12 protein-coding genes are annotated in these 16,317 nt (G+C 70.0%); 8 read left to right on the top strand and 4 right to left on the bottom strand.

Annotated elements, in window-relative coordinates:
• Nucleotides 1-42: 42 nt before the first annotated feature.
• The 4 genes from OTB16_RS02980 to OTB16_RS02965 form a co-directional block, all read right to left on the bottom strand.
• Nucleotides 43-819, bottom strand: coding sequence for a succinate dehydrogenase/fumarate reductase iron-sulfur subunit (locus tag OTB16_RS02980; protein WP_267718212.1), 777 nt, complete (start codon nucleotides 817-819; stop codon nucleotides 43-45).
• On the bottom strand, nucleotides 816-2,744 hold the full coding sequence (locus OTB16_RS02975; protein WP_267718211.1) for a fumarate reductase/succinate dehydrogenase flavoprotein subunit: 1,929 nt from the start codon (nucleotides 2,742-2,744) through the stop codon (nucleotides 816-818). Before OTB16_RS02975 ends, OTB16_RS02980 begins: the two co-directional genes overlap by 4 nt.
• Before the next feature lies 1 nt (nucleotide 2,745).
• Nucleotides 2,746-3,570 carry a hypothetical protein gene (locus OTB16_RS02970; protein ID WP_267718210.1) on the bottom strand — a complete coding sequence of 275 codons (825 nt, stop codon included), beginning with the start codon at nucleotides 3,568-3,570 and terminating at the stop codon, nucleotides 2,746-2,748.
• A gap of 171 nt (nucleotides 3,571-3,741) precedes the next feature.
• Nucleotides 3,742-4,002: a hypothetical protein gene (locus OTB16_RS02965; RefSeq protein WP_267718209.1), complete on the bottom strand. Its 261-nt coding sequence runs from the start codon at nucleotides 4,000-4,002 to the stop codon at nucleotides 3,742-3,744.
• Between the two features lie 346 nt (nucleotides 4,003-4,348).
• Here OTB16_RS02965 and OTB16_RS02960 point away from each other — a divergent pair, with 346 nt between their 5' ends.
• The 8 genes from OTB16_RS02960 to OTB16_RS02925 all read left to right on the top strand — a co-directional run bounded on the left by OTB16_RS02960 (nucleotide 4,349) and on the right by OTB16_RS02925 (nucleotide 16,293).
• Nucleotides 4,349-6,772, top strand: coding sequence for an ABC transporter family substrate-binding protein (locus OTB16_RS02960; protein ID WP_267718208.1), 2,424 nt, complete (start codon nucleotides 4,349-4,351; stop codon nucleotides 6,770-6,772).
• Between the two features lie 371 nt (nucleotides 6,773-7,143).
• Nucleotides 7,144-9,048: a translational GTPase TypA gene (typA, locus tag OTB16_RS02955; RefSeq protein WP_267718207.1), complete on the top strand. Its 1,905-nt coding sequence runs from the start codon at nucleotides 7,144-7,146 to the stop codon at nucleotides 9,046-9,048.
• Between the two features lie 460 nt (nucleotides 9,049-9,508).
• Complete coding sequence (locus OTB16_RS02950) at nucleotides 9,509-11,131, top strand: peptide ABC transporter substrate-binding protein (RefSeq protein ID WP_267718206.1); 1,623 nt, start codon at nucleotides 9,509-9,511, stop codon at nucleotides 11,129-11,131.
• Nucleotides 11,132-11,227: 96 nt separating this feature from the next.
• Nucleotides 11,228-12,172: an ABC transporter permease gene (locus OTB16_RS02945; RefSeq protein ID WP_267718204.1), complete on the top strand. Its 945-nt coding sequence runs from the start codon at nucleotides 11,228-11,230 to the stop codon at nucleotides 12,170-12,172.
• On the top strand, nucleotides 12,165-13,115 hold the full coding sequence (locus OTB16_RS02940) for an ABC transporter permease (protein ID WP_267718203.1): 951 nt from the start codon (nucleotides 12,165-12,167) through the stop codon (nucleotides 13,113-13,115). The genes OTB16_RS02945 and OTB16_RS02940 overlap by 8 nt, the downstream gene beginning before the upstream one ends.
• A gap of 13 nt (nucleotides 13,116-13,128) precedes the next feature.
• On the top strand, nucleotides 13,129-14,184 hold the full coding sequence (locus tag OTB16_RS02935; RefSeq protein WP_267718202.1) for an ABC transporter ATP-binding protein: 1,056 nt from the start codon (nucleotides 13,129-13,131) through the stop codon (nucleotides 14,182-14,184).
• A complete protein-coding gene (locus tag OTB16_RS02930; protein WP_267718201.1) occupies nucleotides 14,177-15,229 on the top strand; it encodes an ABC transporter ATP-binding protein in 1,053 nt (350 codons plus the stop codon). The genes OTB16_RS02935 and OTB16_RS02930 overlap by 8 nt, the downstream gene beginning before the upstream one ends.
• Nucleotides 15,230-15,354: 125 nt before the next feature.
• Nucleotides 15,355-16,293 (top strand): GNAT family N-acetyltransferase, encoded by a 939-nt coding sequence (locus OTB16_RS02925; RefSeq protein WP_267718200.1) that lies wholly within the window; start codon nucleotides 15,355-15,357, stop codon nucleotides 16,291-16,293.
• The last annotated feature ends 24 nt before the right edge of the window (nucleotides 16,294-16,317 follow it).

Here is a 16,317-nt window from a genome sequence, read left to right as displayed (position 1 = left end):
ATGCGGAGTCGGGGGCCGGTGGCCCGTCCCGGGGCCGGGCCGCTACGGGGTTCCCGAGCGCCTCCCGATCTTGTTGCCCAGCCACACCAGCGGGTCGTACTTGCGGTCCACCGCCCGCTCCTTCAGCGGGATCAGGGCATTGTCGGTGATCTTGATGCCCTCGGGGCAGACCTCGGTGCAGCACTTGGTGATGTTGCAGAGGCCGAGCCCGTGCTCCTCCTGCGCCGCCCGCCCGCGGTCCAGGCCCGCCTCCGCCGCCGCGTCCAGGGGGTGCATGTCCAGCTCCGCCACCCGCATCAGGAAGCGCGGCCCCGCGAAGGCGGGCTTGTTCTCCTCGTGGTCCCGCACCACGTGACAGGTGTCCTGGCACAGGAAGCACTCGATGCACTTGCGGAACTCCTGCGAGCGCTCCACGTCCACCTGCCGCATCCGGTACGCGCCCGGCGCCACCCCCTCCGGCGGCACGAAGGCCGGGACCTCCCGCGCCTTGGCGTAGTTGAAGGACACGTCCGTCACCAGGTCCCGGATCACCGGGAACGCCCGCAGCGGGGTGACGGTGATCGTCTCCCCGCTCCCGAAAGTGGACATCCGCGTCATGCACAGCAGCCGCGGCCGCCCGTTGACCTCCGCGCTGCACGAACCGCACTTGCCCGCCTTGCAGTTCCAGCGCACCGCGAGGTCCTGGGCCTGCGTCGCCTGGAGCCGGTGGACGATGTCCAGCACGACCTCGCCGTCGTTCACCTCGACGGTGAAGTCCCGCAGCTCCCCGCCCTCCGCGTCGCCCCGCCAGATCCGGAAGCGTGCGTCGTAGGTAGTCACTCGTAGAGCTCCTCTTCGGCGAGGTACTTGACCAGCTCTTCCTTCTCGAACAGGGCCAGCAGGTCGGGACGGATGGGGTCCGTGCGGGCGCGCACAAGGGCGATCCGGTCGGCCGCCGGGTCGGCCGGGGCCGGGTCCACCGGCCGGCACAGCAGGTTCACCGGCCGCCAGGCGCGGTCCATCCCCGGGCAGTCCTCGCGGGTGTGCCCGCCCCGGCTCTCGGTGCGCTCCAGGGCCGCGCGGGCCACGCACTCGCTGACCAGGAGCATGTTCCGCAGGTCCAGCGCCAGGTGCCAGCCCGGGTTGAACTGCCGGTGCCCCTCGACGCCGGCCCGGGAGGCCCGTACGCGCAGGTCCGCCAGCCGCTCCAGGGCCTGCGCCATCTCGCCCGCCCGCCGGATGATGCCGACCAGGTCGTTCATGGTGCTCTGGAGCTCCTGGTGGAGCGTGTACGGGTTCTCCGCGCCCTCGGCGGCGTGGAACGGGGCCAGCGCCTCCGCGGCCGCCTCGTCGATCCGGGCCTGGGAGGCGGCCGGGCGCCCGGCCGGGGAGGAGGCGTGCTCCCGCGCGTACCCGGCGGCGTGCAGACCGGCCCGGCGGCCGAAGACGAGCAGGTCGGACAGGGAGTTCCCGCCGAGCCGGTTGGAGCCGTGCATGCCGCCCGCGACCTCGCCCGCGGCGAACAGCCCCGGCACACCGACCGTGGCGGCGGTGTCCGAGTCGACCGCGATGCCGCCCATCACGTAGTGGCAGGTCGGGCCGACCTCCATCGGCTCGGCCGTGATGTCCACGTCCGCCAGCTCCTTGAACTGGTGGTACATCGAGGGCAGGCGCCGGCGGATCCGCTCCGCCGGCATCCGGGTGGACACGTCCAGGAAGACCCCGCCGTGCGGGGAGCCGCGGCCGGCCTTCACCTCGGAGTTGATGGCCCGGGCCACCTCGTCGCGGGGGAGCAGCTCGGGCGGCCGCCGGTTGTGGTCCGGATCGTCGTACCAGCGGTCGCCCTCCGCCTCCGACTCGGCGTACTTCTCCTTGAAGACGTCCGGGACGTAGTCGAACATGAACCGCTTGCCGTCGCTGTTGCGCAGCACCCCGCCGTCGCCGCGCACCGACTCGGTGACCAGGATGCCCTTCACCGACGGCGGCCAGACCATGCCCGTCGGGTGGAACTGCACGAACTCCATGTTCAGCAGCGGCGCCCCGGCCAGCAGCGCCAGCGCGTGCCCGTCGCCCGTGTACTCCCAGGAGTTGGACGTCGTCTTGAAGGACTTGCCGATCCCGCCGGTGGCCAGGACGACCGCCGGGGCCTCCAGGACGAAGAAGCGGCCCGACTCGCGCTCGTAGCAGAAGGTCCCCGCGACCCGCCCGCCGCCCGCGGGACCGCCGTCCTGCAGGACCCGGGTGACCGTGCACTCCTGGAAGACCTTGAGGCGGGCCTCGTAGTCCCCGAACTCATCGAAGTCCGCCTGCTGGAGCTGGACGATCTTCTGCTGGAGGGTGCGGATCAGCTCCAGGCCCGTCCGGTCGCCGACGTGCGCGAGGCGCGGGTACTCGTGGCCGCCGAAGTTGCGCTGGGATATCCGGCCGTCCGGGGTGCGGTCGAAGAGCGCGCCCCAGGTCTCCAGCTCCCAGACCCGGTCCGGGGCCTCCTTCGCGTGCAGCTCCGCCATCCGCCACTGGTTGAGGAACTTGCCGCCGCGCATCGTGTCGCGGAAGTGCACCTGCCAGTTGTCGCCCTCGTTGACGTTGCCCATGGAGGCGGCGATGCCGCCCTCCGCCATCACCGTGTGGGCCTTGCCGAAGAGCGACTTGCAGATCACGGCCGTACGGGCGCCGCGCTCGCGGGCCTCGATCGCGGCGCGCAGCCCGGCGCCGCCCGCGCCGACCACGACCACGTCCCACTGCTGCCGTTCCACTTGGGTCATCTCAGAAGATCCTCGGGTCGGTGAAGGCGCCGCTGGCCACCAGATAGACGTAGAAGTCGCAGAGCGCGACGCTGATCAGGGAGGCCCAGGCCAGCTGCATGTGGCGGGCGTTGAGCCGGCTGACCCAGCCCCACAGCCGGTAGCGCACCGGGTGCTTCGAGAAGTGCTTGAGCTTGCCGCCCATGATGTGCCGACAGGAGTGGCACGACAGCGTGTACGCCCAGATCAGGGCGATGTTGACGAGGAACAGCAGCGTTCCGAGGCCCATGTGGCCCCAGGCGTAGTGCTCGTCGCGGAAGGTCAGCACCGTGTCGTACGTGAGGATGCCCGCGACCGGGACCGCCGCGTAGAAGAAGTAGCGGTGCGCGTTCTGGAAGACCAGCGGGAAGCGGGTCTCCCCGGTGTACGCCGCGTGCGGCTCGGCGACGGCGCAGGCGGGCGGTGAGGCCCAGAAGCCCCGGTAGTAGGCCTTGCGGTAGTAGTAGCAGGTCAGCCGGAAGCCGAGGGGGAAGATCAGGACCAGCAGCGCGGGGGACAAGCCCCACCAGCTGCCGAACAGGTCCCAGTTGGGGCCGCCGCGCATCTCCTGGCAGTTCTCCGCGAGGCACGGGGAGTAGAACGGCGAGACGTACGGGGCCGCGTAGTAGTCGGCGTTGGCGAAGGCCCGCCAGGTCGAGTAGACGATGAAGGCGAACAGCCCGGCCGCGGTGCCGGCCGGGGCCAGCCACCACCGGTCGGTCCGCAGGTGCCGGGCGGCGATGGCGGCCCGCGAGGCGCCGTGGACGCCGGAGGGGCGCTGTTGGGGTGGTTCCGTGCCTGTGGCCAAAGGGGACTCCGGGTGGAGTGATGAGGGGTGGCCCAGGAGACCCGGCCGCCGGGGCGGCCGGGCCAGATGGGGTTCGGGTCCGCGCGCGGGGCCGGAAGGGGGCCCGCGTACGGGGCAAGGGCCCCACGGCGTCACGGGGCGGTGGCCCGTGTCAGGAGGCAGGGGCCCGCGTCAGGGGGCGCGGCGGTCGCGGGCGCCGAGGCCCTCGTCGTCGGAGTCCGTCCACAGGCTGCTGTCGTACGGGGTGTCCGGGACCGTCACCATCAGGGACGGGTCGGGCGCGGCGGGCGGGCCCGCGGGTCTGGCCCGCCCCGCCTGACGCTCCAGCAGCTCGACCCTTCGCGTCAGCTCGTCGAGGTCGCGCCGTACGGCCTTCTGCTCGTCGTGCGGTGGGTCGTGCGGTGCGTCGTGCGGTGAGTCGTGCAGGGACATGATTCTTGCCCTCACTTCCGCGGGGTGCGGTGGCAGTGCTCATGTGCGCCTGAGAGTGTTGCGCCTCCTGTCCCCGGTGTGAAGGGACGTGCAGCGATTGCGGGCGCGCAGGCGCGATCCGTGCGCCCCCCCCGCACCCGGTTTCTCCCTCTTCCGGGGGAACCCGCACCCGTTCCGCGGTCCGGATTGGTCCGCACGGGTGGGGTTGGCGGCGTGGCGCGAGGCGGCTGCGGGGGGTGTGGGGGGCCGTCGATTTCAGTGGGTTCCGGCAACCGGTGTGATCAGCTCCATATACCGCCAGACGTGATCATGCTTCCCCCACGCCCCGCCCCCGGAGGTACGACCCATGTCCCAGAGAAGGCGCAGGTCCTTGGCGCTCCTGACCTCGGGAGTCCTCGCGCTGCCGCTGCTCACGGGCTGCGGCGCGGGCGACGACGAGGGCGGCCCTGCCGCCGCAGGGCAGGACATCGCCACGACCGCCCGTGACCGGGTCGCCGACGGGGGTGTGCTGCGCTGGGCGGTGGACGCCCTCCCGGCGACCCTGAACACCTTCCAGGCCGACGCGGACGCCACCACCGGCCGGATCGCCGGGGCCGTGCTGCCCCAGCTGTTCGTGCTGGACGGCAAGGGCCGGCCGGTGGCCAATCCCGACTACTTGGAGAAGGCGGAGGTCGTCGAGCGCGAGCCCAAGCAGGTCGTCCTGTACAAGCTGCACCAGCAGGCGGTGTGGAGCGACGGCCGCGAGATCGGCGCCGCCGATTTCCTCGCGCAGTGGCGGGCCCTCAACGGCAAGGACTCGGCGTACTGGACGGCCCGGAACGCGGGCTACGAGCGGATCGAGAAGATCGAGCGCGGCAAGACCGACCTGGAGGTCAAGGTCACCTTCGCCAAGCCGTACGCCGACTGGCGCTCGCTGTTCACCCCGCTCTACCCCAAGCAGGTCACCGGCACCCCGGACGCCTTCAACGAAGGCGCGCGAGGGGCCCTCAAGGTCACCGCGGGCCCCTTCAACCTCGGCGCGATCGACAAGAAGACCGGTTCCGTCGCCCTGACCCGCAACCCCCGCTGGTGGGGCAAGACGGCCAAGCTGGACTCGCTGGTGCTGACGGCCGTGCCGCGGGCCGACCGGCCGGCCGCGCTGGCCGCCGGGAAGATCGACCTGGCGGAGATCGACCGTGCGGGCGCCGACCGGATCGAGCTGGCCCGCCGGGACGCCGGCCGGAGCGGCGCCGCGGGCACCGCCGCGGGCTCGGGCGGGGCTCCGGCCCACGGTCCGGGCACCTCCCTGACGGCGGCGCAGGCCACCCTGTCGTGGGCGATCGCCTTCGGCGCGGACCAGGGCAAGGCCGCCGCCGAGCACGAGTCCCGCCAGAAGAACGCCGAAGCGGTCAAGCGGTACGCCGACGAGCAGGCGGCCCTGCGTACCTTCACCGTCCGCAAGTCCCTGGAGCCGGCCTACACGCAGCTCGCGATGAACGGGGCCTCCGGCCCGCTGGCGGACGAGCGGGTCCGCCGGGCCATCGCCCGCGCCCTGGACCGCAAGACGCTGGCCGAGATCGTACTGAAGCCGCTCGGCCTGCCGGCCAAGCCCGTCGGCAGCCACGTGGCCCTCGCCGGGCAGCGGGCGTACGCCGACAACAGCGGCGCCCTCGGCAGCCAGGACACCCAGGCGGCCCAGGCCCTCCTGGCGGACGCGGGATGGCGCCCCGGCGGCAGGCTCACCGAGCCGGCCGGCGCCGAGGCGGGCGCCGAGAACGCGGGCAAGGACGACGCGAAGACCCCGTCGGGCCCGGGCACCGGGAACGACGGCCTCTACATCGTCGGCCAGGACGACGGGCGCAACGGCGACCCGCTGTCGGTGGCCGCGCGCCTGGACGCGGCGGCCCGCGACCACGGCCCGGGCGGCGACGGGCTCGTCGCCGAGGACCCGCGGCACGCCCCCGACGGCGAGATCGTCGACGCCGACGCCTTCGCCCCGGGCGCGCGGCCGGAGCAGGACGGCCCCTCCCCGGTGCTGGCCCCCGCGCCGTTCGCCGCCGACCAGCGGGCCTCGCTGCTGACCCAGGCCGCGGCGGCCGCGGCAGTGGACGACGGCAAGCGCGGCCCGGCTCTCGACGCCGAGGCTGCCGGGACGGCCGAGGTGGACGCGGCCGAGGGGGTCCCGACCTCCCCGCCCCCGGCGAAGCGAGCGAACCGTACCTCCGGCTCGACGCTCGCCAAGGACGGCAAGGCACTGGCCCTGCGGTTCGTCCTCCCGGCGGGTCCCGGCTCGGAGCCGCTGCGCGCGGTCGGCGAGCGGATCAGCCAGATGCTGCGGAAGGTCGGGGTGAGCACCGAGATCACCAAGGTGGCCGACGAGAGCTTCTTCAAGGACCACATCGCCTCGGGCCAGTACGACCTGGCCCTGTACTCGTGGCCGGCGACCGCCTACCCCGCCACCGACGCCCGGCCGATCTTCGCGAAGCCGGAGCCGGCCGCGGACGGCTCGCTGCTCGTCGAACAGAACTACACCCGGGTCGGCACCGACCACATCGACCAGCTCTTCGACCAGGCCGTCGGCGAGCTGGACGAGGAGCAGTCGCGGGAGCTGGTGCGCAAGGCGGACGCCCGGATCTGGGCCGCCGCCGGCTCCATCCCGCTCTACCAGCGCCCGGAGCTGGTGGCCGCCAAGCCGAGCCTGGTCAACGCCGGCGCCTTCGGCCTCGGTGCCCCGCGCTTCCAGGACATCGGGTGGAAGAAGGCTTCGCCCGCCAAGGACAGGCGGAAGTAGGAGGGGCGGGGGAGGACCGCGGGAAGCGCGCGGGAAGAAGGCGGGAAGAAGTAGTGACAAACCGGTTCCAGAGAGGTTGACCGGCGAGTCACAAGCTCAGAAGTGACTCAAGTTCCTTGCCCGCCGGATCCCCGGCGGGCAAGGTCGTGAATACCCGTTGACCCGCATGAACACCGGCTGGACGGGCGGTCGAGTCACCCCACCCAACCCTCGGCCGCCCTCATTCGTCCGGCCTCTTGACAGACCCCCCGGCAGGCGGTTCCCGCTGCGCGACGTACGATGGGGTAAGGCCGTGGCAGGTTTCCGCCCGGTCGAGGCGCGCGTGCCAGGCCGTACGCGACGCCATCCACGATCCCGGGAGAAGCGCCGAAGTGCCCACGCGCCACGACATCCGTAACGTCGCCATCGTCGCCCACGTCGACCATGGCAAGACGACCATCGTCGATGCCATGCTCAAGCAGGCCGGTGCCTTCGCCGCCCACCAGCACCTCGACGACCGCATGATGGACTCGAACGACCTGGAGCGTGAAAAGGGCATCACGATCCTCGCCAAGAACACGGCGGTGAAGTACCACCCCAAGGACGGGGGGGCCCCGATCACGATCAACATCATCGACACCCCCGGTCACGCCGACTTCGGTGGCGAGGTCGAGCGCGGTCTGTCGATGGTGGACGCCGTCGTCCTGCTGGTGGACGCCTCCGAGGGTCCGCTGCCCCAGACCCGCTTCGTCCTGCGGAAGGCTCTGCAGCAGAAGCTGCCGGTCATCCTCTGCATCAACAAGACGGACCGTCCCGACTCCCGGATCGACGAGGTCGTCAACGAGACGTACGACCTCTTCCTGGACCTGGACGCGGACGAGGAGCAGATCGAGTTCCCGATCGTCTACGCCTGCGGCCGTGACGGCGTCGCCTCGCTGACCAAGCCCGCGGACGGCACCGTCCCCCCGGACAGCGACAGCCTGGAGCCCTTCTTCTCCACCATCCTGGAGCACGTCCCGGCCCCGGTGTACGACGAGGAGGCCCCCCTCCAGGCCCACGTCACCAACCTGGACGCCGACAACTTCCTCGGCCGCATCGCGCTCGTCCGCGTCGAGCAGGGCGAGCTGCGCAAGGGCCAGACGGTCGCGTGGATCAAGCGTGACGGCACCATCTCCAACGTCCGCATCACCGAGCTGATGATGACCGAGGCGCTCACCCGCAAGCCGGCCGAGGTGGCGGGCCCGGGTGACATCTGCGCGGTCGCCGGCTTCCCCGACATCATGATCGGCGAGACCCTCGCCGACCCGGAGAACCCGATCGCGCTCCCGCTGATCTCGGTCGACGAGCCGGCGATCTCCATGACGATCGGTACGAACACCTCCCCGATGGTCGGCCGCGGCGGCAGCGGCAAGGGCGCGGACGCCAAGTCCGCGGTCAAGGACCGCAAGGTCACCGCCCGCCAGGTCAAGGACCGTCTCGACCGCGAGCTGGTCGGCAACGTCTCGCTCCGCGTCCTCGACACCGAGCGCCCGGACGCCTGGGAGGTCCAGGGCCGCGGTGAGCTCGCGCTCGCCATCCTGGTCGAGCAGATGCGCCGCGAGGGCTTCGAGCTGACCATCGGCAAGCCGCAGGTCGTCACGCAGGAGATCGACGGCAAGGTGCACGAGCCGGTCGAGCGCATGACGATCGACGTCCCCGAGGAGCACATGGGCGCGGTCACGCAGCTCATGGGCGTCCGCAAGGGCCGCATGGACAACATGTCGAACCACGGCTCCGGCTGGGTCCGCATGGAGTTCGTCGTCCCGTCCCGCGGCCTCATCGGCTTCCGTACGGAGTTCCTGACGGGCACGCGCGGCACCGGCATCGCCCACTCCATCCACGAGGGCCACGAGCCGTGGTTCGGCCCGCTGGTGACCCGTAACAACGGTTCCCTGGTCGCCGACCGCTCCGGCTCGGTCACGCCGTTCGCGATGATCAACCTCCAGGAGCGCGGCGTCCTGTTCACCGACCCCGGCACCGAGGTGTACGAGGGCATGATCATCGGCGAGAACTCGCGCTCCGATGACATGGACGTGAACATCACCAAGGAGAAGAAGCTCACCAACATGCGTGCGGCTTCCGCGGACAACACCGAGAACGTGGTGCCCCCGCGCAAGCTCTCGCTGGAGCAGTCCCTCGAGTTCTGCCGCGACGACGAGTGCGTCGAGGTGACCCCGGAGGCCGTCCGCATCCGCAAGGTCGTCCTGGACCAGAAGGACCGCTCGCGCACCGCTTCGCGCGCCAAGTCCGCCAAGTAGTACCGGAGTAGTCCGGCTGTACCCCGTGTGCCGCTTGCGCGGCGCATGGGGTGGCCGAAACACCCGCGGGAATCGACAGCCCCTCCCGTCACGGAGTCCGTGACGGGAGGGGCTGTTCGCTTTTGTCAATCGGATTTTTTGGTTCAGGCGTCCGCATACCGACCGTGACACTCCGGAAGGTGAGCTAACCGTCCGTTTCGCACGTGTCTGTCTCCTATCCGTTTGTCCGGATTTCGGGTTTTGGTCATGCGGTGATGTTGTGAAAACGAGACCACTTAAGTGTGGTTTACGGTCTGGGCGTCCCTGAGGATGGCTCCATTGAGCTCGGGTCAATGGGTCATGCGCTGTGGGGAGCGCCGACTCACGAGCACGCACGATGGGGCCGGATTTCGCTGTCAGGGGTGTCAGCGCAGCCGGGCCCTTCACTTATCGACAGTGACTCCTGAGGAGGCAATTACCCATGCGCGGAGCAACGAGCGCCAAGTGGGTCGCGGGTGCCGTCGTCGTGGCGATGGCTGCCACGGCTTGTGGTACCGGCAAGGACGACTCCGGCAGCAGTGCCGGTGGCAGCATCACCGTCGTGCTCGGCGAGCCGCAGCACGGTCTTGTGGGTCAGAACACCGCCGAGTCCGAGGGCGCGGAGGTTCTCAACGCGCTCTTCACCGGTCTGGTGCAGTACGACAACAAGACCAACGAGACGCAGCTCGCGGTCGCCGAGTCCATCGACACCACGGACTCGCAGACCTGGACCATCAAGCTCAAGGACGGCTACACCTTCCACAACGGCGACAAGGTCGACGCGCAGTCGTTCGTCCGCGCCTGGAACTGGGGTGCCAACCAGGACAACGCCGCTGAGGGCCTGCCGTTCTTCGCGAAGATCGAAGGCTCCGACGAGCTGGCGCCGGGCAAGGACAAGAAGCCCACCGCCACCGAGCTCAAGGGCCTGAAGGTCGTCGACGAGAAGACCTTCACCGTCAAGCTGAAGGCCCCGTTCTCCCAGTTCAAGACCATGCTGGGCTACAACGCCTTCTACCCGCTGCCGAAGGCCTTCGACGCCGACCCGAAGAAGTTCGGCGAGGCCCCGATCGGCAACGGCGCCTTCCAGATGGACGGTGTCTGGGAGCACAACAAGCAGATCAAGGTCAAGCGGTACGACAAGTACCCGGCCGAGGGTCGCGCCAAGCTCCAGGGCGTCACCTTCAAGATCTACGACAACCTGGACACCGCGTACAACGACCTGCGCGCCGACACGCTCCAGATCGTCGACAAGCTCCCCGTCTCCGCGATGGCCAGCGTTTCGCAGGAGTTCGGCGACCGCTACATCTACAAGCCCGAGTCCGGCGTCGGCTACATCGGTCTCCCGCTGAAGACGAACCCCGAGGCGTTCGGCAAGGTCGAGATCCGCAAGGCCATCTCGATGGCCATCGACCGGGACGCCATCACGAAGACCATCTTCAACGGCACCCGCAAGCCGGCGGACGACTTCATCAACCCGCTCATCCCGGGTTACCGCAAGGGCGCGCTGGGCGAGGTCGGCACCTACAACCCGACCAAGGCCAAGGAGCTCTACACCCAGGCCGGCGGCATCCCGGGCAACAAGATCGAGCTCGGCTACAACGCCGACGGCGGCCACAAGGAGTGGATCGAGGCCGTCGCCAACCAGCTGAAGGCGAACCTCGGCATCGAGGTCACCGCCAAGCCGTTCACCAAGTTCGGCGACATGCTGACCGAGCTGGGCGACCAGAAGTACAAGGGCGCCTTCCGCATGGCGTGGTCCATGGACTACCCGGCGGCCGAGAACTACCTCCGTCCGATCTTCTCGAAGGTCGCGATCGACAACGGCTCCAACTACGGCGCCTACGTCAACGAGGAGTTCGAGACCCTGCTTGACCAGGCCGACAAGACCGCCGACCCGGCGGAGGCCCTCAAGCTGTACCAGCAGGCCGATGACGTCATCATCAAGGACCTGCCGTACATCCCGGTCTTCACCTACATGTCTTCTTCGGCCTACTCCAAGTCCGTGAAGAACGTTGAGATCGACGCCCAGGGCCGCATGGACCTGGCCAAGGTCGAGCGCAACTAACACCCCTCTTCACACCAAGGGGACACACGGGGCGGGCAGGCGGAAGCAGGTTTCCGCCTGTCTGCCCCTTCCCCCTGCTCTTCTGTTGGAGGTCTGATGGGCCGCTACCTCATCCGCCGACTCATACAGGCGATCCCTGTCCTGATCGGTGCCACGTTCCTCATTTACTGGCTGGCTTTCAAGCTTCCCGGCGACCCGATCCAGGCGCTGGCCGGCGAGAAGAAGGCCGACCCCCTCGTCGCGGCGATGCTGCGCGAGAAGTACCACCTCGACGAATCGTTCCTGGCGCAGTACTGGCACTACATCACCAACCTCGCCCAGGGGAACTTCGGCGAGACGCTCACCGGCCGTTCGGTGTGGGACAAGATCACTGAAGCCTTCCCCTACACGGTCAACCTGGCCCTCCTCGCCTTCGCGATCGAGGCCGTCGTCGGCGTGCTCGCCGGCATCATGGCGGCCCTGCGCCGCGGCAGGTTCCTCGACCAGCTGGTGCTGCTCTCCACCCTCCTGGTCATCTCGGTGCCGGTCTTCGTCACCGGCTTCGTGCTCCAGCTCAGCCTGGGCGTGAAGCTCAAGACCGACTTCGGCTTCGACTTCTTCCCCGTCTCCTTCAACGAGGCCGACGGCATCCGCGCCTACCTCCTCCCGGCGCTGGTACTCGCCTCGACCTCCCTGGCGTACGTGGCACGACTGACCCGTACCAGCCTGATGGAGACCATGCGCGCCGACTACGTGCGCACCGCGACCGCCAAGGGCCTGCCCCGCAGCCGCGTCGTGGGCCGCCACGCCCTGCGCAACGCGCTGATCCCGATCGTCACCTTCCTCGGTGCGGACCTCGGCTCCCTCATGGGCGGCGCCGTCATCACCGAGAAGATCTTCAACATCCACGGAATCGGCGGCCTGCTGGCCGAATCGGTCTACCGGAAGGAGGGCACGGTGATCGTCGGCGTCGTCTCGCTGCTCATCATCGTGTACCTCGTCGCCAACCTGGCCGTGGACATGCTCTACGCCGTGCTCGACCCGAGGATCCGCTATGCGTGACACAACAACGGTGGGGGACGAGTTGACGACCGATACCCAGACCGCCGGGGCCCCCTCCGCGAGCAAGCACGCCAAGCCCGCGAAGAAGGAGCGCGAGGCCAGCCTCTGGTCCGACGCTATGGGCGACCTCCGTCGCAACCCGGTGTTCATCATCGGCGCCGTCCTCGTGCTGTTCCTGCTCGTCCTGGCCGCCGTGCCGGGGCTGTTCACCAGCGGCAGCCCGTTCGACGCCACCGCGTGCAAGCTCCAGGACTCCCTCAAGACGCCCAGCTCCAGCCACTGGTTCGGCTACGACATCCAGGGCTGCGACGTCTACACGCGTACCGTGTGGGCGGCCCGCAACTCCGTGATCGTCGGCATCACCACCACCACCCTGGTGCTGCTCGTCGGCAGCGGGCTCGGTCTGATCGCCGGCTGGGTCGGCGGGTTCGTGGACAGCGTCCTGTCCCGCTTCACCGAGATCTTCTTCGCCATCCCGGTGCTCCTCGGCGGCATGCTGATCATGTCCGGCCTGCAGGGCAACGCCTGGACCGTCTCGGTGGTCCTCGCGACGCTGGGCTGGCCGCAGATCTTCCGCATCATGCGTTCCTCGGTGCTGCAGAACAAGAACAACGACTACGTGATGGCCGCCCGCGCCCTCGGCGCCGGCACCTGGCGCATCACGGTCCGGCACATCCTGCCGAACGCGGTCGCCCCCGTCATCGTGGTCGGCGCGATCAGCCTGGGTGTGTACATCTCCGCGGAGGCGGCCCTGTCGTACCTCGGTATCGGCGTCCAGCCGCCGGGGATCTCGTGGGGCCTGATGGTCAGCGACGCTTCCGTCCGCTGGCTCCAGGCGCCCCACGTACTGCTGTTCCCGGCCGCGGCGCTGAGCGTGACCGTGCTCGCGTTCATCATGGTCGGCGACGCGGTCCGCGACGCCCTCGACCCGAAGCTGCGCTGAGGAAGGGCGTACGTTGACCATCATCGACAAGACCTCGAACGTCCCCGCGCCCCGTTCGGCGCCGGAGGGGACCCCCCTGCTCGAAGTGCGCGACCTGCACGTCGAGTTCCACACCCGCGACGGTGTCGCCAAGGCCGTGAACGGCGTCTCGTACTCCGTGAACGCGGGCGAGACCCTCGCCGTCCTCGGCGAGTCCGGCTCGGGCAAGTCCGTGACGGCGCAGGCCATCATGGGCATCCTCGACATGCCGCCCGGCAAGATCCCGCACGGCGAGATCCTGTTCCAGGGCACCGACCTGCTGAAGCTGCCCGCCGAAGAGTTCCGCAAGGTCCGCGGCCAGAAGATCGCCATGATCTTCCAGGACGCGCTGTCCTCGCTGAACCCGGTGCACACCGTCGGCGCCCAGCTCGGCGAGATGTTCCGCGTCCACCGCGGCATGTCCAAGAAGGACGCCACCGCCAAGGCCATCGAGCTCATGGACCGCGTGAAGATCCCCGCCGCCAAGGCGCGCGTGGGGGACTACCCGCACCAGTTCTCCGGCGGCATGCGCCAGCGCATCATGATCGCCATGGCGATGGCCCTGGAGCCCGACCTGATCATCGCCGACGAGCCCACCACGGCTCTCGACGTGACGGTCCAGGCCCAGGTCATGGACCTGCTCGCGGAGCTCCAGCGCGAGATGAACATGGGCCTCATCCTGATCACCCACGACCTCGGCGTCGTCGCCGACGTCGCGGACAAGATCGCCGTCATGTACGGCGGCCGGATCGTCGAGAACGCCCCGGTCCACGAGATCTACAAGCGCCCCGCGCACCCGTACACCCGCGGCCTGCTGGACTCGATCCCGCGCCTGGACCAGAAGGGCCAGGAGCTCTACGCGATCAAGGGCCTGCCGCCCAACCTGCTCAACATCCCGTCGGGCTGCGCCTTCAACCCGCGCTGCCCCAAGGCGCAGGACATCTGCCGCACCGACGTGCCGGTCCTGCACCCGGTGACCGAGCGGGACGGCGCCGACCTGCCCGGCCGCACCAGCGCGTGCCACTTCTGGAAGGAGCAGATCCATGGCTGAGCTCACCAAGAACGTCACCGAGCGCGAGCCGATCCTCCAGGTCCGCAACCTGGTCAAGCACTTCCCGCTGACCCAGGGCATCCTGTTCAAGAAGCAGGTCGGCGCGGTCAAGGCGGTCGACGGGATCTCCTTCGACCTGTACCGCGGTGAGACCCTCGGGATCGTCGGCGAGTCCGGCTGTGGCAAGTCCACCGTCGCCAAGCTGCTGATGAGCCTGGAGACCGCCACCTCCGGCGAGGTCTTCTACAAGGGCCAGGACATCACCAAGCTGTCCGGGCGCGCCATGAAGGCCGTCCGCCGCAACATCCAGATGGTGTTCCAGGACCCGTACACCTCGCTGAACCCGCGCATGACGGTCGGCGACATCATCGGGGAGCCCTTCGAGATCCACCCCGAGGTGGCCCCGAAGGGCGGACGGCGCCGCAAGGTCCAGGACCTCCTGGACGTCGTGGGCCTGAACCCGGAGTACATCAACCGGTACCCGCACCAGTTCTCCGGCGGCCAGCGCCAGCGCATCGGCATCGCCCGAGGCCTCGCGCTCAACCCGGAGATCATCATCTGCGACGAGCCGGTCTCCGCGCTCGACGTGTCGGTGCAGGCCCAGGTCATCAACCTGATGGAGAAGCTCCAGGACGAGTTCAACCTCTCCTACCTCTTCATCGCGCACGACCTCTCGATCGTCCGGCACATCTCGGACCGCGTCGGCGTCATGTACCTCGGCAAGATGGCCGAGATCGGTACCGACGGCCAGATCTACGAGCACCCGACCCACCCGTACACCCAGGCGCTGCTCTCCGCGGTGCCGGTGCCGGACCCGGCTGCCCGTGAGGGCCGCGAGCGCATCATCCTCACCGGTGACGTGCCGTCCCCGGCCAACCCGCCGTCGGGCTGCCGCTTCCGCACCCGCTGCTGGAAGGCCCAGGACAAGTGCTCCACGGAGGAGCCCCTGCTGGCGATCCCGGAGCGGTTCAGGGGCCAGGACGTCCTGGCCGCGCACGAATCGGCGTGCCACTTCGCGGAGGAGAAGGCCATCCTGGCCGTCTGACCCCGCCGAGGGCGTACGCCCCCCAGAGCGCCCGGCGCCGGACTCCTCCGGTGCCGGGCGCTCCGGCGTTCCCCGTACGGGAAACGCGGTTGCACCGGGCGGCCGCCCGGGCCGAGAGTGGGCCGATGACCGCCATGCTGACCGTCCGGCCCGCCGGGCCAGGGGACGCGTCCGACATCTGCGCCCTGCTCAACGCCGTCGACGTCATCGAGATCGGCCGCCCGGAGACCGACCTCGCCGCCGTCGAGGCCGACCTCAACCACCCCGGCGTCGACCTCGCCACCGACTCCTGGCTCGCCTTCGAGGGCGGCCGGCTCCTCGCCTACGCCCTCGTCTGGACCGACGCCGGCCCCGGCCGCGTCGACGGCGACCACTACGTCCTGCCCGGCCACCCGGAGGCCGCCGCCCTGCTGCTGGACCGCATGGAGGCCCGGGCCCGCGAACTGGCCGCCGGAGCCGGCCCCGGCGGCCTGCGGATCCAGCTCAACGTGGAACCCACCCTGGACCTCTCCCTCCTGACCGGCCGCGGCTACCGCACCATCCGCCGCTACCAGGTCATGACCAAGGCCCTGTCCCCGGCCGCCGACCCGGCCCCCGCCCCGCCCGCCGGGCTGTCCCTGCGCCACTGCGGCGCCGACGACGCCGACCGCCGCCGCGCCCACGCCCTGGTCGAGGAGACCTTCGCTGCGCACTTCGGGCACGTCGACCGCGCGTACGAGCCCTGGCTGGACCACCTCGACGCCCGGCAGCTCGACTGGTCGCTGGTGTGGATCGCGAGCCTGCCCGGCGCGGGCGACGCGGCCGTGCTCCTCACCCGGGACGACCGCACCAGCATGGGCTGGATCAGCCACATCGGCGTACGGAAGGACCTGCGCGGCCGCGGCATCGGCGGGCACCTGCTGCGCCACGGCTTCGCCGCGTACGCGGCCCGGGGCCGGGACACCGTCGGCCTCGGCGTGGACACCCACAACGAAACCGGCGCGCTGGCGCTCTACGAGGCGCACGGCATGGGGCTGCACTACGCGGTGGACACCTGGGAGCTGCCTTTGCACCCGCAGGGGTGACAGGCGGGTGACGCGGGGGTGCAA

The sequence above is a fragment of the Streptomyces antarcticus genome (assembly GCF_026627255.1).
Taxonomy (GTDB): domain Bacteria; phylum Actinomycetota; class Actinomycetes; order Streptomycetales; family Streptomycetaceae; genus Streptomyces; species Streptomyces antarcticus.
The sequence above is the reverse complement of the archived record's forward strand: the minus strand, read 5'-3'. Positions and strand labels throughout refer to the sequence as shown.

Bases quoted from the DNA above. Each gene is read 5' to 3' on its own strand.
- OTB16_RS02930 (WP_267718201.1), top strand. From the start codon at position 14,177: ATGGCTGAGCTCACCAAGAACGTCACCGAGCGCGAGCCGATCCTCCAG.
- OTB16_RS02965 (WP_267718209.1), bottom strand. From the start codon at position 4,002: ATGTCCCTGCACGACTCACCGCACGACGCACCGCACGACCCACCGCAC.
- OTB16_RS02960 (WP_267718208.1), top strand. From the start codon at position 4,349: ATGTCCCAGAGAAGGCGCAGGTCCTTGGCGCTCCTGACCTCGGGAGTC.
- OTB16_RS02925 (WP_267718200.1), top strand. From the start codon at position 15,355: ATGACCGCCATGCTGACCGTCCGGCCCGCCGGGCCAGGGGACGCGTCC.
- OTB16_RS02975 (WP_267718211.1), bottom strand. From the start codon at position 2,744: ATGACCCAAGTGGAACGGCAGCAGTGGGACGTGGTCGTGGTCGGCGCG.
- OTB16_RS02950 (WP_267718206.1), top strand. From the start codon at position 9,509: ATGCGCGGAGCAACGAGCGCCAAGTGGGTCGCGGGTGCCGTCGTCGTG.
- OTB16_RS02945 (WP_267718204.1), top strand. From the start codon at position 11,228: ATGGGCCGCTACCTCATCCGCCGACTCATACAGGCGATCCCTGTCCTG.
- OTB16_RS02940 (WP_267718203.1), top strand. From the start codon at position 12,165: ATGCGTGACACAACAACGGTGGGGGACGAGTTGACGACCGATACCCAG.